This window comes from Marivibrio sp. (genome assembly GCF_040218065.1).
Classification (GTDB): domain Bacteria; phylum Pseudomonadota; class Alphaproteobacteria; order UBA8366; family Aestuariispiraceae; genus Marivibrio.
Map to the genome: position 1 here is coordinate 145,322 of NZ_JAVJQE010000009.1, position 21,044 is coordinate 166,365.

A 21,044-nucleotide genomic window follows, 5' to 3' on the forward strand; every position below is an offset into this window, starting at 1 on the left:
GCGAGCGGCGCATGGAGTCTCATCCGGCAAACGCCCGCACGATCGCGCTGGCGACCGGCGGCACCGGCGGTCACGTCTTCCCCGCGCAGGCGCTGGCGGAGGAATTGGGCGCGCGCGGCTGCAAGCTGCTGTTGGTCACCGACCGGCGCGGCGACGTCTATGGCGGGCCCCTGGGGGCGCTGGAGACGCACACGATCCGCGCGGCCGGCGTCTCCGGCAAGGGCGTGGGCGCCAGCCTCGGCGCGCTCGCCCAGCTGTTCCTCGGCTATTTCCAGGCGCGACGCCTGCTGGCGGAACTGGCGCCGGCGGCGGTCGTCGGCTTTGGCGGCTACCCGTCCGTGCCGACCATACTGGCGGCGAGCCATCTTAAGATCCGCACCGCAATCCACGAACAGAACGCCATCCTCGGCCGCGCCAACCGGCTCTTGGCGCCGCGGGTCGGGCGAATCGCCTTGAGTTTCGAGCGTACGGCCGACCTGCGCGAACAGGACGCCGACCGCGCCACCTGGACCGGCAATCCCGTACGGCCCGAAATCGCGGCGATCGCCGGCGAACCCTATCCGAAGATCGAGGAGGGACGTCCGATCCGCCTGTTGATCATCGGCGGCAGTCAAGGCGCCCACGTGCTGGGCGAGACGGTGCCGGCGGCGATCGCCTCTCTGCCCGAGGATATGCGCAAGCGTCTGCGCGTGGCGCAGCAAGCGCGCTCGGAGCAGCTCGAGGCCGTCGCAGCCGCTTACCGCAAGGCGGGCGTGCCCGCCGACGTGCGCGCCTTCTTCGACGACATGCCCAAACGTCTGGCGGAAACGCATTTGGTGATCGGACGCGCCGGCGCCTCGACCATGGCGGAACTGACCTGCGTCGGTCGACCGGCGATCCTGGTTCCCTATCCCTTCGCCGTCGACGACCATCAGGCGGCCAACGCCGCGCGCATGAGCGACGCCGCCGGCGCTTGGACGATTCCGCAGGCGGACCTCTCCGCCGACGCGTTGGCCGACCGCCTGCTGCAATTGATCGCCAAACCGCAAGTTTTGGAGAGCGCCGGCGCAGCCGCCGGCCGCATCGGCATGCCGGAGGCCACCAAACGATTGGCCGATATGGTGGTCTCGCTGGTCGAGAAAGGCTCGCCGGCGAGCCGGGAGGCGGGGTCATGATGCGCATGCCGCTCTCCATTGGCCGCATGCATTTCATCGGGATCGGCGGCATCGGCATGTCGGGAATCGCGGAGGTCATGAAGAACCTCGGCTATGAGGTGTCCGGCTCCGACATGGGCGAGAACGCCAACGTGCAGCGCCTGCGCGCGCTGGGCGTCCCGATCTGGATCGGCCACAAAGCCGAGCACGTCGAGGGCGCCGCGGTCGTCGTCGTCTCCACCGCCGTCAAGCGCACCAATCCGGAAGTCGCCGCGGCGCGCGAGGCGATGATCCCCGTCGTGCGCCGGGCCGAGATGCTGGCGGAACTGATGCGGCTCAAATGGTCGATCTCGATCGCCGGAACCCACGGCAAGACCACCACCACCTCGCTGGTCGCGCAGATGTTGGAGACGGCGGGCATGGATCCGACCGTGGTCAACGGCGGCATCATCAACGCCTACGGGACCAATGCGCGGCTCGGGAAAGGCGATTGGCTGGTGGCCGAGGCCGACGAGAGCGACGGCACCTTCATCAAGCTGCCGGCGACGCTCGCCGTCGTCACCAACATCGATCCTGAGCATATGGATCACTATGGGGACTTCGATACGCTGCGCGCGGCTTTCCGCACCTTCATCGACAATCTGCCCTTTTACGGCTTCGCAATGGTCTGCATCGATCACGCGGAAGTGCAGGCCCTGATCGGGCGAATCGAGGATCGCCGCCTCATCACCTACGGCTTCAGCCCGCAGGCGGAAGTGCGCGGCGAGAACCTGCGCGCCGACCCTGAGGGCCTCAGCTTCGACGTCGAGATCGCGATCCGCGGCCAGGCGGAGCGTACGATCGCGGATCTGAAGCTGCCGATGCACGGCGACCACAATGTCCAGAACGCGCTGGCGGCGATCGGCCTCGCCACCGAGCTCGGCATCGACGATCAGACGATACGGCGGGCGCTCGCCGCCTTCGGCGGCGTGAAGCGGCGTTTCACCAAGACCGGCGCATGGAACGGCGTCACCGTGATCGACGATTACGGCCACCACCCGGTCGAGATCGCCGCCGTCCTGAAGGCTGCGCGCCAGGCGACGGAGCGCGATGTCATCGCCGTCGTTCAGCCGCATCGCTACACCCGTCTCGCCAATCTGTTCGAGGATTTCTGCACCTGCTTCAACGACGCCGACCGCGTCATCGTCGCCCCCGTCTATACCGCCGGCGAAGAGCCGATCGAGGGCGCCGACCGCGACGCGCTGGCCGCCGGGCTGAAGGCGCGCGGCCATCGCAAGGTGAGCGTGATCGACGGGCCGGAAGACCTCGCCGCCGCCGTGGCGGAGACGGCGCAGTCCGGAGACCTGGTCGTGTGTCTCGGCGCGGGCTCGATCACCGCTTGGGCGAACGCTCTGCCCGAAGCGCTTGCGGACCTCGATCAGGCGGGAGGTCGCGCATGATCGGTCTAGGCGAAGCCCCTGAGAGCCGTCTGGCCGACCGGTTGCCGCCCGTGCGCGGCCGGCTGAGCGAAGGCGCGCTGCTGAGCCGCGTGACCTGGTTCCAGGTCGGCGGACCCGCGGAGGTGTTGTTCAAGCCCGCCGATCTCGACGATCTGGCGGCCTTCTTGCGCGATCTGCCGGACGACGTGCCGGTGACGCCGATCGGCGTGGGCTCGAATCTGCTGGTCCGCGACGGCGGCGTCTCGGGCGTGGTGCTGCGTCTGGGCGGTGACTTCGCGCGGATCGAGATCGAGGGCGAGGAGGTCGTCGCAGGGGCCGCGGCGCTCGACGCCAATGTGGCGAAGACGGCGGCGAAGCACGGGCTGGCGGGGCTCGAGTTTTTCGCCGGCGTGCCTGGCGCGATCGGCGGAGCGCTGCGCATGAACGCCGGCGCTTATGGGAGCGAGACCAAGGACCGGCTGATCGAGGCGACCGCCGTCGACCGGCGGGGCGTCGTCCATCGCGCCGGGCCGCAGGAACTCGGCATGCGTTACCGCCACAGCGACGCGCCGGCCGATTGGATTTTCGTCGAAGGCCGTTTCCGCGCCGAGCCCGGCGACCCGGCAGAAATCCGACGGCGCATCGAGGAAATCCAACGCGCGCGGGCCGAAAGCCAGCCGATCCGCACCCGCACCGGCGGCTCCACCTTCAAGAACCCGCCCGACGCGAAGGCTTGGAAGCTGATCGACGCGGCCGGATGCCGCGGGCTGACGCTGGGCGGCGCCCAGGTGTCCGACCAACACTGCAACTTCCTGATCAACACCGGCGCGGCCAGCGCCGCCGATCTGGAGGACCTGGGCGAAGAGGTGCGCCGGCGCGTGAAGGAAACCGCCGGCGTGGAGCTTGAGTGGGAGATCAAACGCGTGGGGGACCGCAAGGCATGAGCCGCAGCGCCGCCAAGACCAAGAAGTCTCAGAAGAAAGGCCCCGGCCTCACGGCGCGGCTCAATCCCTTCGTACGACGGGACGCCGCCGCCCGAGGCCGCGGCGGGCGCGAGACGCGCCTGATCGACCGACGTTGGATGAAGCCGGCGCTGGCCGGCGGGGCCGGGCTGTGCGCGTTGGCCGCCGTCGTCGGCGCAAGCGCGTGGAGCGTACAGTCGGGCGCGCTCGCACGGTGGAGCCAGGCCGTCCTAGACGCCGGCGTCGAGACGACCCGTGAGGCCGGCTTGGCCTTGGAGGCCGTCTACGTCACGGGCCGCAAGGAAACCGATCGGAACGCGATTCTTGAGGCCCTCGACGTCGAGATCGGCGCGCCGATTCTGACCCTCGATCCTGACGTCCTGCGCGCCAAGCTGGAAGGGCTGGGCTGGGTCGCGGCGGCGCGCGTCGAACGCCGTCTGCCCGACGCCCTGATCGTACGCCTGGAGGAGCGCAGCGCCGCCGCCATCTGGCAGCGCGACGGCGAGCTTGTTCTGATCGACCGCGCCGGCGCGGTGATCGGCGCGCAAGACGTGCCCCGCTTCGGCCATCTGAAGGTGCTGGTCGGCGAGGGCGCGCCGCAGCACGCAGCGCGGCTGCTCGACATCCTGGACGCTGAGCCCGCCATGAAGGCTCGGGTGCGCGCCGCCGTATGGATGGGCGAGCGACGTTGGAATCTGCGATTCGACAACGGGGTCGACGTGCGCCTGCCGGAGGACGATCCGCAAGCCGCCTGGGCGCGTCTCGCCCGCCTCGAACGCGACCATGAGATCTTGGCCCGCGCGGTCGCCGCCATCGACCTGCGTCAGCCCGACCGCCTCATCGTGCGCATGACGCGCGACGGCGCTTTGCAAATCAACGCCCGCCGCAGCGGCGAGGAAACCTGAAGGAACGACGACCGTGGCGACGGAACGCACCATTGCCGCCCTGGACATCGGATCGACCAAGATCTGCTGCTTCATCGCGAAGGTCACGGACGCAGGGCGCATCCGGGTCACCGGCATGTCGCATCACGCGTCCGCCGGCGTGCGCGGCGGCGTCCTGGTGGACATGGAGGCGGCCTACCGCGCGATCCTCGCCGCCGTCCACGCCGCCGAGCAGATGGCCGGCGCCACGATCGATCAGGTCATCGCCTCGGTCGCCGGGCCGCACATGACGTCCAAGCAGCTGCTGCGCGAGATGGTGATCGGCGGCGGCGCGATCCGCGACCTGGACCTGCGCCGCCTGCTCCAGGACGCGCGCAACTCGGTCGATCTCGAGGATCGGATGCTGGTCCATGCGATCCCCGTCGGCTATTCGGTCGACGGCGGGCCGCTGCTGCGCGAGCCGCGCGGCATGCACGGCCAGACGCTGGGCGTGAAGATGCATCTGGTGACCGCAAACCGCGCGGCCGTGCAGAACGTCGCGACCTGCATCTCGCGCTGCCACCTGACGGTCAGCGATCTTGCGATCGCCCCCTACGCCGCCGGCCTTTCCGCCCTGGTGGAGGACGAGAAGGACCTCGGCGCCGTCGTCATCGACATGGGCGGCGGAACGACGAGCTTCTGCGTTTTCTATGAAGGCGCGGCGGTGCATGCGGACTGCGTGCCGGTCGGCGGCCATCACGTCACCTCCGACATCGCGCGCGGCCTCTCGACCCCGCTCAATCACGCGGAGCGTCTCAAGACGCTCTACGGCAGCGCGGTGCCGGCGGCCTCCGACGATCGCGACCTGCTCGACGCGCCGCAGGTGGGCGAAGAGGACGACGCCTCGTCAAACCGCGTGCCGAAGAGCTTCTTGGTGTCGATCATCCAGGCGCGGATCGAGGAGACCTTCGAATTGGTCAAGCGCCGGCTCGACGGGTCGGGCGCGGCCGGGCTCGCCGGCCAGCGCGTGGTGCTGACCGGCGGGGCGAGCCAACTGCCCGGCGTGCGCGAGGTCGCGTCGCGAACCCTCGGCAAGCAGGTGCGACACGGCCGACCGCTCGGCGTCTCCGGTCTGGCGGAAGCCACCGGCGGGCCCGCTTTCGCGACCGCCGCAGGTCTGCTGCATTTCGCCGTCGACGACAGAGGCGAGGCCAAAAGCGCCGCCGTCCCGCAATCCGCCGCCGAGGGCGGCTTCTTCACGCGCATGGGGGGCTGGTTCCGTGAGAACTTCTGACGCCCGCGCCCTTCCCTGCATGGATTTCGCCGCCGGCGCGCCGCGCGCCGCGGCCTCCGAGGCTCCGTCCGCTTGTCCGGCGCGACGGATCGACCCGGCCCCGCCGCCCGTCCAGCGGCTGGCGCCGTCCATCCTGGCTCTGATAGACTCGAAAGGAGGTCAGTCATGACCATTAGAATCGAAGCCCCGCAAGTGGAGGGGGATTTGAAGCCGAGAATCGTGGTCGTCGGCGTCGGCGGCGCCGGCGGGAACGCCGTGAACAATATGATCCGCTCCAATCTGGAGGGGGTCGAATTCATCGTGGCGAACACCGACGCCCAAGCTCTCAAGCAGAGCCAAGCGGACCGGAAGATCCAGCTCGGCGCGGCCGTGACCAAGGGTCTCGGCGCCGGCGCGCGGCCTGAGATCGGGCGCGACGCGGCGATCGAGACGATGGACGAGGTGCTCGACCATCTGCAGGGCGCCAACATGGTCTTCATCACCGCCGGCATGGGCGGCGGGACGGGCACGGGCGCGGCGCCCGTGATCGCCGAAGCCGCCCGCGAGGCCGGCTTGCTGACCGTCGGCGTGGTGACGCGTCCCTTCCACTTCGAAGGCGTGCACCGCATGAAGGCGGCTGAGCAGGGCATCAGCGAACTGCAGCAGTTCGTCGACACCCTGATCATCATCCCGAACCAGAACCTGTTCCGCGTCGCCAATGAGAAGACCACCTTCGCCGACGCGTTCAAGATGGCGGACGACGTGCTCTATTCCGGCGTGCGCGGCGTCACCGACCTGATGATCATGCCCGGCCTGATCAATCTCGATTTCGCCGACATCCGCACCGTGATGAGCGAGATGGGCAAGGCCATGATGGGCACCGGCGAGGCCGAAGGCGAGAACCGCGCCATCGTCGCCGCCGAAAGCGCCATCTCCAACCCGTTGCTGGAAGACGTTTCGATGAAGGGCGCGCGCGGCGTGCTGATCAACATCACGGGCGGCGCCGACATGACGCTGTTCGAGGTGGACGAGGCCGCCAACCGTATCCGCGAGGAGGTCGACGCCGACGCCAACATCATCTTCGGCTCCACCTTCGACGAGAGCCTTGAGGGTCTGATGCGGGTCTCTGTCGTCGCGACCGGCATCGACGGCGAAGCCTACGCCGTCCAGCCGCGCAAGACCGCCAGCGTGACCCCGCTGCGCGCGAGCCGCCAGGCGGAGGCCCCGGCCGCCGCGACCGAGGAAGCGGCCCCGGCCGTCGCCGAGGTCGAAGAGTCGGAGGCCGCCGAGGCCCCGTCCTTCGAAACCGCGGACGCCGCCCCGAGCATCGACCCGACCGGCGGAGCGGAGTTCCCCGCCGCCGTCGAGGAGCCCGAGGCGCCCGCGATGGAGGACGCCGAGGTCGACGAGACGGCCGCCGAAGAGGCCGCGCCGGAAGCGATCGCCCCCGCCCCGCGCGAGGCGGAGTTGTTCCCGATCGACGAGCCGGCCGGCGAGCCTGCGCCCCAGCCGAAGGCCGAGCCGCGGGCTGAGACGCAGACCGAGGCCCCGGCGCCGGTCCGCCCGCGCGAGGCCTTCATCCCGCCGAAGCCCGCCAGCCCGGGCGAAATGAAGGATCCCCGCGCAGGCCGCGCCGACGCGTTCGCCGAGGCCGCCATGGCCAACGGCAGCGCGCGCGAGCGGGACGAGGCCAAGCCGAAGGCGAAGCCCAGCCTGTTCAGCCGGATGACCGGCCTCGGACTCGGCGCGCGGGGCGAGGCGGCGCAGCCGGCCCGGCCGGCCAAACCGGCTGAGCCCACCCTGCTGAAGCGGGCGGACGGCAAGACCCCGGAGGAAGCCGCCCGCGCCGAACGCGCCGCAAGCGAGCCGGCGCCCGCCGCCGCGCAGCCCGCCCAGAAAGCGGAGCCGCAGGAGGATCTGGCTCCCACGCGCGCCGAAGAGGAAATGCTGGAGATTCCGGCCTTCCTGCGCCGTCAGGCGAACTGACGACCTGGACGTCGGTCTGACCGACCGCAACCGGGTCCGCCCGCGAGGGCGCTAAACATCGGAGCCAGGACCGGTGCGGCCGTCCCCGAGCGATCGGGGACGGCCGAACTGGATCAGAGGACGCTAGGTCTTGTTGCAAAGGCGATCCGGCCGGCCGCCGTCGCGGTCTCGCCAAGCGCCGATCAACCCTTTATTTCTGCGACGCTTTTTACGGATGACGGGGAAACGTCTCGAATGCGGCGCAATGCAACATTTCGTAACACTATTTGATTTGAGGGCTTGAATCGCCGCTGCTACACCACGAACGCTCGCGAAGAAGACGAGCCTCCGCGCCGGCCGTAAGCCGCTGACGTTAGGCGGACGGGCGCAGGCGGCGGACAGTTGGGGGTAGGGTTTTGGCGTTTCGATCAACGGGTGAAGGTTTGGGGGATCCGATGCTGGACGGTATGAGCGAGGCAAACGGGATCGGCGCGCGCTGGTCGGCCGCTAACGGGTCGACCGATCGGGCCGTCGCCTCGCCGACCGACGGCCTGCAGCGCACCCTGCGCTCGGCCATCTGCTGCAGCGGCGTCGGCCTGCACAGCGGCGAGACGGTCACCATGACCCTCACCCCCGCCGAACCGGATGTCGGGATCGTCTTCCGCCGCACCGATCTGAAAAACGGGGCCCGCGACATCCCGGCGCGGTTCGACGCCGTCGTCGACACGCGGCTGTGCACCACGCTCGGCAACGACCATGGGACTCGCGTCGCGACGGTCGAGCATCTGATGGCTGCGCTCGCCGGCTGCGGGGTCGACAATGCGATCGTCGAGATCGACGCGCCCGAAGTTCCGGTCATGGACGGCAGCAGCGAGCCTTTCGTCTTCCTGATCGAGTGCGCCGGCGTGGTCGATCAGGCGGCCGCGCGCCGCACCCTTGTTGTGCGCCGCCCGGTCGCGGTCGAGGAAGGCGACGCCCGCGCCTCGCTTGAGCCGTCCGACGGCTTCACCATCAGTCTGGACATCGACTTCGCCAGCCGCGCGATCGGCCGGCAGGAGCTGCATCTGGACGTCTGCGACCTTTCCTTCAAGCGCGAGATCAGCCGTGCGCGCACCTTCGGCTTCCTGCATGAGGTCGAGGCCCTGCGCGCCGCCGGGCTTGCGCGCGGCGGCAGCCTGGACAACGCCGTCGTCGTCGACGGCGACACGGTGCTGAACCAAGAGGGCTTGCGCTTTGAGGACGAGTTCGTGCGCCACAAGGTGCTGGACTGCATCGGCGACATGGCTCTTGCCGGCGCGCCGATCGCCGGGCGTCTGCGCGGACGTCGCACGGGCCACGGGTTGAACAACCGTCTGCTGCGCGCGCTGTTCGCCGACCGCGAGAACTACATGCTCGCGCCCGTGACGGAGCTCGCCGCCGCCGCGGAGTGACGCCCCCTTTCTCGAGTCGCCTAAGACACGGCCCTTGCGCGCGATCCGGCGCCCTTAAGGCTCGCGTGCGCGCACAGCGCCCGGTCGCGGCCGGCGTCGATTGCAGTCCAGGCGTTTTGCGGATCCCTGTTCGCTCGGGGACGCGCTGCGAACTGCGCCCCGCAAGGCCGGGCGCCAAGACGCACTCAAGGGTCCGCTCGCCGAAACTCCGGCGCGAAACCTTCGCTCCCCCCTTTTCCCGAACGCGCGCACGCACTATGACAGGGTGACGAGAACTTGGTCCGGCGACGGGGACGGCGTGTGACGCGAAAGATGCGGAGCGAAGACGGGTTGGGCGCGGCGGCGCGCCTGCTGCGCGCGGCCCTGATCGGGTTGCTGGCGCTCGGCGCCGTCGCGTGCTCTGGCGACGAAGAGCCCGAATATGTGGAGCGCCCGGTGGAGGAGCTCTACAACGACGCGATGGATCAGCTGGAGGCGGAGAACTACGAGCAGGCGAATCAGGCCTTTGAGGAGGTCGACCGCCAACACCCCTATTCCGTCTGGGCGACCAAGGCGCAATTGATGAGCGCCTACACCAACTACCTAGCCGACCAATACGACGAAGCGATCATCGCGTTGGACCGCTTCATCGACCTGCATCCGGGCAACCGCGACATCGCCTACGCCTACTATCTGCGCGCCATCAGCTATTACGAGCAGATCATCGACGTTCAGCGCGATCAGCGGGTGACCCAGCTGGCCCTTGATTCGCTGCAACAGGTCGTCCAACGGTTCCCCAATAGCGAATACGCCCGTGACGCCTCGCTCAAGATCGATCTCACGCGCGACCATCTGGCCGGCAAGGAAATGGCGATTGGACGCTATTACCTGACCGATCGCGAGCATTTCGCCGCCATCAACCGCTTCAAGACGGTGATCGAGCAGTACCAGACCACCACGCATGTGCCGGAGGCGCTGCACCGCCTGGTCGAGAGTTATCTGGCGCTCGGAATCACCCAGGAGGCGCAGATGGCCGCCGCCGTGCTCGGCCACAACTTCCCCGGCAGCGAATGGTACCAGGATTCCTACGCCCTGCTTGAAGGCCGGGACCTGACGGAGGCGCGCAGCGAGCGATCCTGGCTGGGCGCGGCCTGGGACTGGATCTTCTGAGCGCGGAGCCGCGAACCTCTTCATGCTGACCGATCTCTCCATTCGCGACGTGGTGCTGATCGACCGGCTTGACCTCGATTTCACCCCAGGACTCGCGGTGCTGACCGGCGAGACGGGCGCCGGCAAGTCGATCCTGTTGGATTCGCTGGGCCTGGCCCTCGGCCGGCGCGCCGACGCAAAACTGGTGCGACCCGACGCCGAGAAGGCGAGCGTCACGGCCGCCTTCCGGCCGCCCGAGGGCCATCCGGTCTGGGCCTTGCTCGACGAGCATGAAATCGCTCCGGAAGACCAGGTCACTCTGAAGCGCGTGCTCTCCGCCGACGGCCGCAGCAAGGCCTTCGTCAACGACTCGCCCTGCGGCGTCGGCCTGCTGAAGCAGATCGGCGAGACGCTCGTCGAAATCCAAGGCCAGTTCGATCAGCAGGGGTTGATGGACGCCGCCACCCATATCCGCATGCTGGACGCTTACGGGCGCCTGGGGGGCGACGTCCGCGCGGTGCGCGCGGCGCATGATCTCTGGCGGACGGCCGAGCGCGCGCTCGCCGACGCGCGCGCCGGCGCACAGAAGGCCCGGGCCGAGGAGGAGTTCCTGCGCTACGCCGTCGACGAACTCGACCGGCTCGCCCCGAAGCCCGGCGAAGAGGGCGAGCTGGCGGACAAGCGGACCTTCCTGCAAAGCGCTGAGCAGATCACCGAGGCGATCAATCAGGCCCTGGAGGATATCGGCGGCTCTGAGGGCGCAGAGGCCCGCATCATGGCCGCCCAACGCTCGCTTGACCGGATCGCCGACAAGGCGGGCGGGCGATTGGACGACGCCGTCTCGGCGCTCGGCCGCGCCGCGGTGGAGGCGGAGGAGGCCCTCTCCGCCCTGAACCGCGCCGGAGCGGACCTGGACGTCGGCGGCGAGGACGTGGAGGCGGTCGAAGAACGGCTTTTCGCCCTGCGCGACGCAGCGCGCAAGCATCAGGTCCCGGTCGACGCCCTGCCCGGCCTGCGCGAGGAGTTGAGCGGTCGACTGCAGCTGCTGGAGTCGGGCGAGGAAACGCTGTCGACGCTCGAAAAAGAAGCCGCGCGCGCGAAGGCTTCCTACAAGCGGGCGGCCGACGCCCTGTCGGCGGCGCGCGCGAAAGCGGCCGAGGCGCTGGACGATGCGGTCAACCGCGAACTGCCGCCGCTGAAACTTGAGAAAGCGCGCTTCACGACCGAGATCTCGGCCCTTCAAGAGACGGATTGGGGTCCGCGGGGGACCGACCGGGTTGCGTTCACGGTGCGCACCAATCCCGGCATGCCGGCCGGCCCGCTGGACAAGATCGCCTCGGGCGGCGAACTCAGCCGCTTCTTATTGGCGATCAAGGTCTCCCTGGCGGAAGTTGGGACGATCCCGACGCTGGTCTTCGACGAGGTCGACAGCGGCGTCGGCGGCGCGACCGCCGCGGCGGTGGGCGAACGACTGACGCGTCTGTCCGAACGCGTGCAGCTGCTTGTCGTCACGCACAGTCCGCAGGTCGCCGCCCGCGGCGCCGACCATTGGCGGGTCGCCAAGACGGAGCGCGGCGGCCAGATGTCGACGGCGGTCGAACGCCTGGACGACGGCGCGCGGCGCGAAGAGATCGCACGCATGCTGTCCGGCGCGGAGATCACGGACGAGGCGCGCGCGGCGGCCGACCGCCTGCGCGAGGGGGCGAAACGCGAGGGAGCCGGAGCGTGACCCGCGATTTGTCGGATAAGGCGGTCGACGACCTGACGAAGGAGGAGGCGCGCCGCGAACTCGCGCGCCTTGCGATGGAGATCGCCCATCACGACGCGCTCTACTTTCAGGAGGACGCGCCGGCGATCTCCGACGCCGCGTATGACGCGCTGCGCGAGCGCAACCGCGCGATCGAGGAACGCTTCCCCGATCTGAAACGGGCCGACAGCCCCTCGGAGCGCGTCGGCGCCAAGATCAAGAGCGGCTTCGCCAAGATCAAGCATGCGATCCCGATGCTCTCGCTCGGCAACGCCTTTTCGGACGAGGAGGTTGAGGAGTTCGTCGAGCGCGTGCGCCGCTTCCTGGGGCTCAAAGGTGAGGACGACGTCGAGATCGTGGCCGAGCCGAAGATCGACGGCCTCTCGGCCTCGCTGCGCTACGAAGACGGCAAGCTGGTCTACGCCGCCACCCGGGGCGACGGGGCGGAGGGGGAGGACGTCACCCGCAACATGCTGACCCTCGACGACGTACCCGAAGCGCTGCCGGGCCGAGACTGGCCGGATGTGCTCGAGGTCCGCGGCGAGGTCTATATGGCGAAGTCGGACTTTCTGGACCTGAACAAGCGCCAGGAGGAACGCGGCGCCAAGGTGTTCGCCAACCCGCGCAACGCCGCCGCCGGCAGCCTGCGCCAGCTCGACCCCAAAATATCCGCTGAGCGGCCGCTGCATTTCTTCGGCTACGCGTGGGGGGAGGTTTCGCGACCGTTGGGCGAGACCCAGGCCGAGGCGCGTCAGGCGATCGCAGATCTCGGTTTCACGCTCAACGAACCCGCGGCGCTGTGCAAAACCGTCAAGGGCATGCTGGACCATTACCGCAAGATCGAACGCCGGCGGGCCGACCTGGCGTTCGACATCGACGGCGTGGTCTACAAGGTGAACCGCCTCGACTGGCAGGAGCGCCTTGGACAGGTCAGCCGCGCCCCGCGCTGGGCGATCGCCCACAAGTTTCCCGCCGAGAAGGCGCAGACGCTCGTCAATCGGATCACCGTCCAGGTGGGCCGCACCGGCGCGTTGACGCCGGTCGCCAACCTGGAGCCGGTGACGGTCGGCGGCGTGGTCGTCAGCCGGGCCACGCTGCACAACGAGGACGAAATCGAACGCCTCGGCGTCAAGGAAGGCGACACGGTCAAAATCCAGCGCGCGGGCGACGTCATCCCGCAGGTGCTGGAGGTGGTGAAGGACGGCGGCGGCAAGCCCTTCAAATTTCCAAAGGAATGCCCCGTCTGCGGCAGCGACGTGGAGCGCGACGAGGGCGAGGTCGTCTGGCGCTGCACGGGCGGGCTGATCTGCGACGCCCAGGCCGTCGAGCGCCTGAAGCATTTCGTCAGCCGGGACGCCTTCGACATAGAAGGCATGGGCGCGAAGGTGATTGAGGAGTTCTGGGCCGACGAGCTCATCAAACAGCCGGCCGACATCTTCCGCCTGTCCAAGCGCAAGGACGCGATCAAGGCGCGCGATCGTTGGGCCGATCAGAAAGTCGGCAATTTGCTGGAGGCGATAGAAGAGCGCCGGGAGATTCCGCTCGACCGATTCATCTTCGCTCTCGGCGTTCGGCATGTCGGGCAAACGACGTCGAAACTGCTGGCGCGAACCTACAATCGCCTGGACGCCTGGCGGACGGCGATGGAGCAGGTCGCAGCCGAGCGCAAGCAGGTCTCACACGCGCCCAAGAAGCCCGAGGAGGTGGGCGACGCCTACGCCGAGCTGTGCGGCATCGACACGGTCGGGATGACGGCGGCCGACAGTCTCGCGGCCTTCTTCGGCGAACGGCACAATCTGGACGTCCTGGACGAGTTGGAGAAGGAACTGACGGTGAAAGACGTCGCGGCGCCGACGAGCGACTCGCCCGTCGCGGGCAAGACCGTCGTCTTCACCGGCTCGCTTGAGAAAATGACCCGCAGCGAGGCGAAGGAACGCGCGGAACGGTTGGGCGCGAAGGTCTCGGGCTCCGTTTCGAAAAAAACCGACTACGTTGTGATCGGGGCTGACGCAGGCTCCAAGGCGAAGAAAGCGAAAGAGCTCGGCGTGACTATGCTGAGCGAAGAGGATTGGCTTACACTGATCGACGGGTCGGCGGCCCCTGGGAAGGCCGCCGATTCGAAACAGGAGGATGCGGACGGCGGCTCCGGCGGCGCCTCGCAAGGGCGTTTGTTGTGAAGCCGTCCCGTCGGCCATGAGGTGACGGGACATGAGAACGGCGGATCAGCGGCGCGCTCGGCGGGGAGCGGCGCGCTGGCGGCGGGCGACGACGAGCCTTCTCGTCTGCGCCCTTCTCGGGCTGGGGGCGGTCGGACCGGCCGCTGCGCAGACCGACGGCGAGCGCGAGTCAAGTTGGACCATCCTCGAATATGATTCGAAAGGGCGCGTCATCGGCGCGCGCTCCGGCTCGGCCGAGGACGGCGCGCCGGGCTCGGAAACGCCGGTCGAGAAGCAGGTCGAAAGCGGCGAACTGCTGATCGCCGAACCGCCAGCGGGGGCCGACGCGACGCTGCGCGGCCTCGGCTTCCGGATCCTCGAGCGCTCTCAACTCGACGCGTTGGAGATCGAAATGTGGCGGGTCGAGACGCCCGAAGGCGTCGCCCTGCCGGAGGCGCTGCGACGGGCGCGCGAAGCCCTGCCGGACTCGCTGATAGACACCAACGATCTGTTGGACCTCTCGTCGGGGCGCGGTGTGCAGGCGGCTCGCCCTCAGCTGGCTCAAGGGGCCCAGGATTTCGCGCGCGACACGGTCGGCTGGGGCGTCGTTCCCGACACATGCGGGGCCGGCGTCAAATTGGGTCAGATCGACGGGGCCGTGGATGTCGGCCACCCGGCGCTGGCCGACCGGGATGTGATCTACAAGAGCCTGATCAAGCAAGACCGCGAGCCGGCGGCGGAGGATCACGGCACCGCCATCGCCGTGCTGATGGTCGGAAAGCCGCGACCCGGACGCTCAGGCGGCCTGCTGCCGGGCGCGACCCTCTACGCCGCCAACATATTCGAGACGTGGGGCGGACGAGCGCGCGGCAATCTGGCCGCGATGATACGCGCCGTCGACTGGTTGGTGTCGAACGGCGTACAGGTGGCGAACTTCTCCGTCGCGGGCGGGGAAAACGTCCTGATGCGCCTTGCGGTCGCGCGCGCCTCGGCTAAGGGGCTGATCATCGTCGCCGCCGCCGGCAACAAGGGAGCCGGCGCCCAGGCCGCCTGGCCGGCCGCAGATCCGAAGAGCCTGGCCGTCACCGCAATCGACCGCGGGCTCGGCCTCTACCGCTTCGCAAATCGGGGCGGCTACATCGACTTCGCCGCGCCCGGCGTCGATTTGGTGACCGAGACCCCGCGCGGTCTGCGCGAGCAAAGCGGCACCTCAATGGCGACGCCCTTCATCACCGCCGTCGTAGCGCTGCACCTGCAGGCGGGCTTCCCCGCGGATCCAGACCGCATTCGGGAGAGCATGAAACGCTACGTCCACGATCTCGGCGACAAGGGACGCGACCCGGAATACGGCTGGGGACTGGTGCGCATCCGCCCGCAATGCGGCTGACGCCCCCTCAAATCGGGGCGCAGGCGTCTTCCAGCCAGCGGCGAACGTCGGCCTCCACGATCGGGCCGATCTCTTCCAAGACGCGAGCGTGGTAGCCGTCTAGCCACGCGACCTCGTGGACCGCCAGCAGCGCCGGTTCGATGAGCCGCCGGTCGATCGGCGCCAACGTAAGGGTCTCGAAGCCGTACAGCTCCTTCTCGGCGCCCTCCGCCGGATTCACCACCGGGTAGACCGCCACGAGGTTTTCGATGCGGATGCCGAAGGCCCCGGTCTTGTAGTAGCCGGGCTCGTTCGAGACGATCATGCCGGGCTGCAGAGGAACCGCGCTGTGGCTCTTCGAGATTCGCTGCGGCCCTTCATGGACGTTCAAGTAACTGCCGACCCCGTGCCCGGTGCCGTGGTCGTAATCGACGCCCGCCGCCCATAAGGCTTGGCGCGCGAAGGGATCGAGCTGACTGCCGGTCACGCCCTTGGGGAAACGCGCCGTCGCAATCGCGATATGGCCTTTCAACACTTGGGTGAAGCGCGTGCGCATCTCCGCCGTCGGCGCGCCGATCGGAATCGTGCGGGTGACGTCGGTGGTGCCCTCGTCATACTGGCCGCCGCTGTCGACCAGCAGGAGGGAGCCCGGCTCTATCCGTCGGTTGGTGGTCGGCGCGGCGCGGTAATGGACGATCGCCCCGTTCGGGCCGTAGCCTGCGATGGTCTCGAAGCTTGGACCGTTGAACCGCACGCCGCGCGTCCGGAATTCGTACAATTTGTCGATGGCGTCGAGCTCGGTGATCGACCCGTTCTCGCTCACCGACTCCAACCAGTGCAGGAACCGGGCGAGCGCCGCGCCGTCGCGGCGGTGGGCCAAGCGCGCGCCCTCGATCTCCACCTCGTTCTTCAGGGCCTTGGGCAATTGGCAGGGATCCTCGCCCTCCACCACCTGCGCGCCGCCCTTCGACAGATGATCGACGACGGCCGCCGGCCCGCCGACGGCGTCGGCCAGGACGCGAACGCCGGGCTCGGCGCGGCCCAACGCCTGAAGCGCCGCGGCGAAGCCGTCCATCGGGTGCAGCGCCACGCCCTCGTCCAACGCCTCCCGCGCGGCGTCCGTCAGCTTGCGGGCGTCGAGAAACCAATCGACCGAGCCGTCGCTTTTCAACACCGCATAGCTCAAGGCCAGCGGACAATTGGGCACGTCGCCGCCGCGCACGTTCAACAGCCAGGCGATCGAGTCGCTCGCCGTCAACACCGCGGCCGCGATCTTCCGCCGCGCGAGATCGGCGCCCAGGCGCAGCCTTTTGGCGAGGCTGGTCTCGCCCGCATACTCGATCGCATGGGGCGCGATCGGCGCTGCAGGCGGGGCGGGCTGATCGGTCCAGACGGCGTCGACCGGGTTGCCGTCGACCGCAACCAATTCGGCGCCCACCTCGTCCGCGGCGCGTTTCAGATGGCCGAGGCCCGCGCGGGTGTGCAGCCACGGGTCGTAGCCGATCCGTTCGCCCTCGACGAAGGTCTCGCGGATCCAGGCCGTCGGCGGCTCCTCCATCAGGTGGCGGGGCGTAAAGGTCTGGGGGTCGACCTGATCGCGCACCTGCAGCGTGTAACGCCCGTCGACGAAGATCGCGGCGCGGTCGCGCGCGACGCCGAGGAACCCGGCCGATCCGGAAAAGCCGGTCAGCCACTGCACCCGCTCGGCGTAGGCCGGCATGTACTCGCCCATGAATTCGTCGGTGCGGGGGGCCAGGAAACCGTCCAGTCCGCGCCGTTGAAGCTCGGCGCGCAAAGCCGCCAGCCGGTCGGGCGGAGCCGGTTGCACGCCCAGGCCGCCGGGCTCCGAGCAGGCGTCGGCGGGGCGATCGGCGTCAGGCGCTGTCATGGGGCGATCCTTATCGGCTTGAACGGACGACCAGAAAGCTAGGAGCGCGCGCGGGCCTTGGCAAGAAGCCGGTCGTAGGCCCCCAAAGCTATGCGCCGCGTGCAAATGGGGAATGCAAAACTGACAATCCTTAGCGTCGCAGTTCACGCTCATATCGGGAATAACAGGGCGACGTCGCCGTTCCCCCTCCTCCCCCGTCGGCGGCGGCGCCCTTCCCCGGGCGGATGCGGAGCCCCCGAAAATCCGCATCCGCCGCCCGGAACACCGGGTCAAGCGGCCGGCCTCCCTCCCCCGGGACCGGCCGCTTCGTTTGCGGGGGGCCGGCGCCGCGTCAGCCCGCCAGCAGCAAGGCGCTCCAGCCGTCGATCCGACGCCGACCGAGGAGGCGCAGCCCTTGCGTTCGGTAGGCGTTGAGGACCATCGCCTCCTGCTCGATCAGCAAGCCGGACAGGATCACCCGCCCGCCCGGCGCGCAAGCCCGCGCGATCGCGGGGGCGAGCGCGCGCAGCGGTTTGGCCAGAATGTTGGCGACGATCAGATCGTACGGGCCGCCGGCGCGAAGGCGGCGATCCTGGAGTCCCGCCGCCGTCACCGGCCGGAGATAGGCGGCAAGGCCGTTGAGCCGGGCGTTCTCCGCCGCGACCCGCACCGCCTCGGGATCGATGTCGCTGGCGGCGACCGGACGGTGCGTCGTCCGGGCGAGCCCCATTGCTAGAATGCCCGTCCCGCAGCCGAGGTCCAGCGCGTTTCGCGGGCGCGTGCGCTTCAAGAGCGCATCCAGCATCAACAGGCAGGCGCGGGTCGTAGCGTGCGTGCCGGTGCCGAAGGCGGTGCCGGCGTTGACGATCAGTTCCACCGCGCCCGGCGGCGGATTCTCAGTCGAAAACTCCTGGTGCACGTAGAACCGGCCGGCGCGGATCGGGCTGAAGCTTTTCTGATTCTCGGCGACCCAATCGATTTCCGGCAGCGGCGCGGCGTGAGGCTCCGGCTCGGCGACCCCGCACTCCGCCGCGGCCAGCGCGATCCGGGGACCGAGAACGCCCCAGTCGGGCATGCCGTCGGTATAGAACTCAAGCGACCAGCGCTTGGCCGGCCCCGCGCCAGCGCCGTCGGGCGCCTCGAACGTCGCCTGACCCAGCACGAAGCCGTCGACGGCGGCGCCGAAGGCGTCAGCCGTCGCCTCGTCGGGCAGCAGCAGTTCGGTTTTCCAGACTTGGGCGATCACGCCGTCACACCGGCGTGATTGCGGACCCGCGAGAGATCGCGACGACGCCGGAGCGCGCGACTTCGATATCGCCCAACGCCTGCATCAGCTCGATGAAACTGTCGACCTTGTCGGGCGAGCCTTGGATCAGGAAGACGAAGCTCTCCAGCGTGGTGTCCGCCACCTTGGCGCCGTAGACGTCCGCGATGCGCAGGCTCTCGCGCCGATAGTGGTCGGAGGCCTTCACCTTGACCAGCGCCAGCTCCTTCTCGACGTGCGGACCCTCAAGCGTCAGATCGTGCACGTTGTGGACCGGGACCAGACGCTGCAGCTGCGCCTTGATCTGTTCGATCACCATCTCGGTGCCGGTCGTGACGATGTTGATGCGGCTCACCGTCTCGTCTTCGGTGACGGTCGAGACGGTCAGGCTTTCGATATTGTAGCCGCGCCCCGAAAACAGACCGATCACGCGCGCCAGCACGCCCGGCTCGTTGTCGACGATGACCGCGAAGGTGTGGCGGCGCACCGCCTGATCCTGTTTCTCGAAGGTGTAGGCCGCTCCCGGCTGACCCACGGTCCCGCTCTTCGCCATACCTTGTTTCCTCGACCCCTCGCCGCCCGTCCGCGGCCCGTTCTTGCTGTATCCGTCCGGCATCGGCTTACACCAGCACCCGGCCTTCGGCGCTGACCGCCTCGTGTCCCTCGCCCAGCGGGGCCAGCAGCATGTCGTTGTGCGCGGCGCCCGACGGAATCATCGGATAACAGTTTTCGGCCGGGTCGACGGCGACGTCGCATAGAACCGGACCGTCATGGGCCAGCATCTCGGCGATCATGTCGTCGAGTTCGCCCGGCGTGGTCGCGCGCAGGCCCTTGAGGCCGTACGCCTCGGCCAGCTTCACGAAGTCGGGCAGCGCCTCGGAATAGCTCTCCGAATAGCGGCCGCCGTGCAGCAGCTCCTGCCATTGGCGCACCATGCCCATGTACTTGTTGTTCAGGATGAAAATCTTGACCGGCAGGCGGTACTGCACGGCCGTCGACAGCTCCTGGATGTTCATCAGGATCGACGCTTCGCCGGCGATGTCGACCACCAGCCCTTCGGGATGGCCGAGCTGCGCGCCGATCGCCGCCGGCAGCCCGTATCCCATCGTCCCCAGGCCGCCGGAGGTCATCCAGCGATTGGGTTTGTGGAAGCTGAAATGTTGCGCCGCCCACATTTGGTGCTGGCCGACCTCGGTGGTGATGTAAACGTCGTCCCCGCGATCGCGCGTCACCTCGTAGAGCCGCTTTATGGCGTGCTGGGGCTTTATGATCTCGTCCGAATTCTGGAAGGACAGGCATTGCTTGGCCCGCCACTCGTCAATCTGCTCCCACCAGGCGGCGAGCGCGTTCTCGTCCGGGCGCTTGTGCCGCGCGCGGAAGACCTTGATCAGATCTTCCAACGCATAACCGCAGTCGGCCACGATCGGCAGTTCCACCGCTACGTTCTTGTTGATCGAACTGGGATCAATGTCGATGTGGATCTTGCGGCTGCCGGGCGAGAATTCGTCCAGTTTGCCGGTGATCCGATCGTCGAAGCGCGCGCCCACGCACAACATGACGTCGCAGTCATGCATCGCCCAATTGGCCTCATAGGTCCCGTGCATGCCCAGCATGCCGAGGAATTGCGGCTCACTCGCCGGGAAGGCCCCGAGGCCCATCAACGTCAGCGTGCAAGGGAAGTTCGTCATCTTCACGAACTCCGTCAGCAGTTGGCTCGCCGCGGGACCCGCGTTCACGACGCCCCCGCCGGCGTAGACGACGGGCTTCTTGGCCGACAGCAGCATGTCGACCGCGGCCTCGATACGATCGCGCTCGGGCTTCACCTGCGGCCGATAGGTCTTGTGTTGCTGCTTGCCGTTCGGGGCGGTGTACTCGCCCTCCGCGAACTGCACGTCCTTGGGGATGTCGATCACGACCGGACCGGGCCGCCCGGCGGTCGCGACATAGAAGGCCTCGTGCATCGTCTTCGAGAGACGGTCGACGCTTTTGACCAGATAGTTGTGCTTGGTGCAGGGGCGCGTGATACCGGTCGTATCGCATTCCTGAAACGCGTCGTTGCCGATCAGGTGGGTCGGCACCTGGCCGGTCAGGCAGATCAGCGGGATGGAATCCATCAGCGCGTCGGTCAGCCCCGTCACCGCATTGGTCGCGCCGGGGCCGGACGTCACCAGCACGACGCCCGGCTTGCCGGTGGCGCGCGCATAGCCTTCGGCGGCGTGGACGGCGCCCTGCTCGTGGCGGACCAGGATGTGGCGGATGCGGTTCTGCTTGAACAGTTCGTCATAGATCGGAAGGACCGCGCCGCCAGGATAGCCGAAGACGACCTCGACGCCCTGATCGACCAGGCTTTTGATCACCATCGCGGCCCCGGACATCGTAGTCGTGCTCATGTCTCGCCTTCCTCTTTTCGCCGTCGGGCGTCGCGCGCTCACCCGCGCCGCGCCCCCGATCCTCACTGAAATTCCGTCTAAA

At 68.6% G+C, this 21,044-nt stretch carries 15 protein-coding genes; 11 read left to right on the forward strand and 4 right to left on the reverse strand.

Features of this window, described 5'->3' with window-relative positions:
- The first annotated feature begins 11 nt into the window (after window positions 1-11).
- The 11 genes from murG to RIB45_RS09505 all read left to right on the forward strand — a co-directional run bounded on the left by murG (window position 12) and on the right by RIB45_RS09505 (window position 15,462).
- Entirely contained in the window at window positions 12-1,154 is a 1,143-nt protein-coding gene (murG, locus tag RIB45_RS09455; RefSeq protein ID WP_350050013.1) for an undecaprenyldiphospho-muramoylpentapeptide beta-N-acetylglucosaminyltransferase, read from the forward strand.
- The gene (murC, locus tag RIB45_RS09460; RefSeq protein WP_350050014.1) at window positions 1,151-2,572 is read left to right on the forward strand and encodes a UDP-N-acetylmuramate--L-alanine ligase; all 1,422 of its coding nucleotides are present in this window, start codon (window positions 1,151-1,153) and stop codon (window positions 2,570-2,572) included. The genes murG and murC overlap by 4 nt, the downstream gene beginning before the upstream one ends.
- The gene (gene murB / locus RIB45_RS09465; protein WP_350050015.1) at window positions 2,569-3,495 is read left to right on the forward strand and encodes a UDP-N-acetylmuramate dehydrogenase; all 927 of its coding nucleotides are present in this window, start codon (window positions 2,569-2,571) and stop codon (window positions 3,493-3,495) included. Before murC ends, murB begins: the two co-directional genes overlap by 4 nt.
- A complete protein-coding gene (locus RIB45_RS09470) occupies window positions 3,492-4,418 on the forward strand; it encodes a cell division protein FtsQ/DivIB (protein WP_350050016.1) in 927 nt (308 codons plus the stop codon). Before murB ends, RIB45_RS09470 begins: the two co-directional genes overlap by 4 nt.
- A 13-nt stretch (window positions 4,419-4,431) precedes the next feature.
- Window positions 4,432-5,670, forward strand: a complete 1,239-nt coding sequence (ftsA, locus tag RIB45_RS09475) for a cell division protein FtsA (protein ID WP_350050017.1) — start codon at window positions 4,432-4,434, stop codon at window positions 5,668-5,670.
- Between the two features lie 165 nt (window positions 5,671-5,835).
- Window positions 5,836-7,635: a cell division protein FtsZ gene (gene ftsZ, locus RIB45_RS09480; protein ID WP_350050018.1), complete on the forward strand. Its 1,800-nt coding sequence runs from the start codon at window positions 5,836-5,838 to the stop codon at window positions 7,633-7,635.
- A gap of 446 nt (window positions 7,636-8,081) precedes the next feature.
- Entirely contained in the window at window positions 8,082-9,044 is a 963-nt protein-coding gene (gene lpxC / locus RIB45_RS09485) for a UDP-3-O-acyl-N-acetylglucosamine deacetylase (RefSeq protein ID WP_350050019.1), read from the forward strand.
- A gap of 312 nt (window positions 9,045-9,356) precedes the next feature.
- Entirely contained in the window at window positions 9,357-10,193 is an 837-nt protein-coding gene (locus RIB45_RS09490) for an outer membrane protein assembly factor BamD (RefSeq protein ID WP_350050020.1), read from the forward strand.
- Between the two features lie 22 nt (window positions 10,194-10,215).
- Window positions 10,216-11,901 carry a DNA repair protein RecN gene (gene recN, locus RIB45_RS09495; protein WP_350050021.1) on the forward strand — a complete coding sequence of 562 codons (1,686 nt, stop codon included), beginning with the start codon at window positions 10,216-10,218 and terminating at the stop codon, window positions 11,899-11,901.
- Window positions 11,898-14,096 (forward strand): NAD-dependent DNA ligase LigA, encoded by a 2,199-nt coding sequence (ligA, locus tag RIB45_RS09500; RefSeq protein WP_350050022.1) that lies wholly within the window; start codon window positions 11,898-11,900, stop codon window positions 14,094-14,096. The genes recN and ligA overlap by 4 nt, the downstream gene beginning before the upstream one ends.
- Window positions 14,097-14,127: 31 nt before the next feature.
- Window positions 14,128-15,462: a S8 family serine peptidase gene (locus tag RIB45_RS09505; protein ID WP_350050023.1), complete on the forward strand. Its 1,335-nt coding sequence runs from the start codon at window positions 14,128-14,130 to the stop codon at window positions 15,460-15,462.
- A 7-nt stretch (window positions 15,463-15,469) separates the two neighbouring features.
- Here the strand turns inward: RIB45_RS09505 and RIB45_RS09510 are convergent, their stop codons facing one another.
- The 4 genes from RIB45_RS09510 to RIB45_RS09525 all read right to left on the reverse strand — a co-directional run bounded on the left by RIB45_RS09510 (window position 15,470) and on the right by RIB45_RS09525 (window position 20,962).
- Entirely contained in the window at window positions 15,470-17,329 is a 1,860-nt protein-coding gene (locus RIB45_RS09510; RefSeq protein ID WP_350050024.1) for an aminopeptidase P family protein, read from the reverse strand.
- Between the two features lie 331 nt (window positions 17,330-17,660).
- Window positions 17,661-18,554 carry a 50S ribosomal protein L11 methyltransferase gene (locus tag RIB45_RS09515; protein WP_350050025.1) on the reverse strand — a complete coding sequence of 298 codons (894 nt, stop codon included), beginning with the start codon at window positions 18,552-18,554 and terminating at the stop codon, window positions 17,661-17,663.
- 4 nt (window positions 18,555-18,558) lie between these two features.
- Window positions 18,559-19,125, reverse strand: a complete 567-nt coding sequence (gene ilvN / locus RIB45_RS09520; protein ID WP_350050026.1) for an acetolactate synthase small subunit — start codon at window positions 19,123-19,125, stop codon at window positions 18,559-18,561.
- 67 nt (window positions 19,126-19,192) lie between these two features.
- A complete protein-coding gene (locus RIB45_RS09525) occupies window positions 19,193-20,962 on the reverse strand; it encodes an acetolactate synthase 3 large subunit (RefSeq protein WP_350050027.1) in 1,770 nt (589 codons plus the stop codon).
- Window positions 20,963-21,044: the final 82 nt, after the last annotated feature.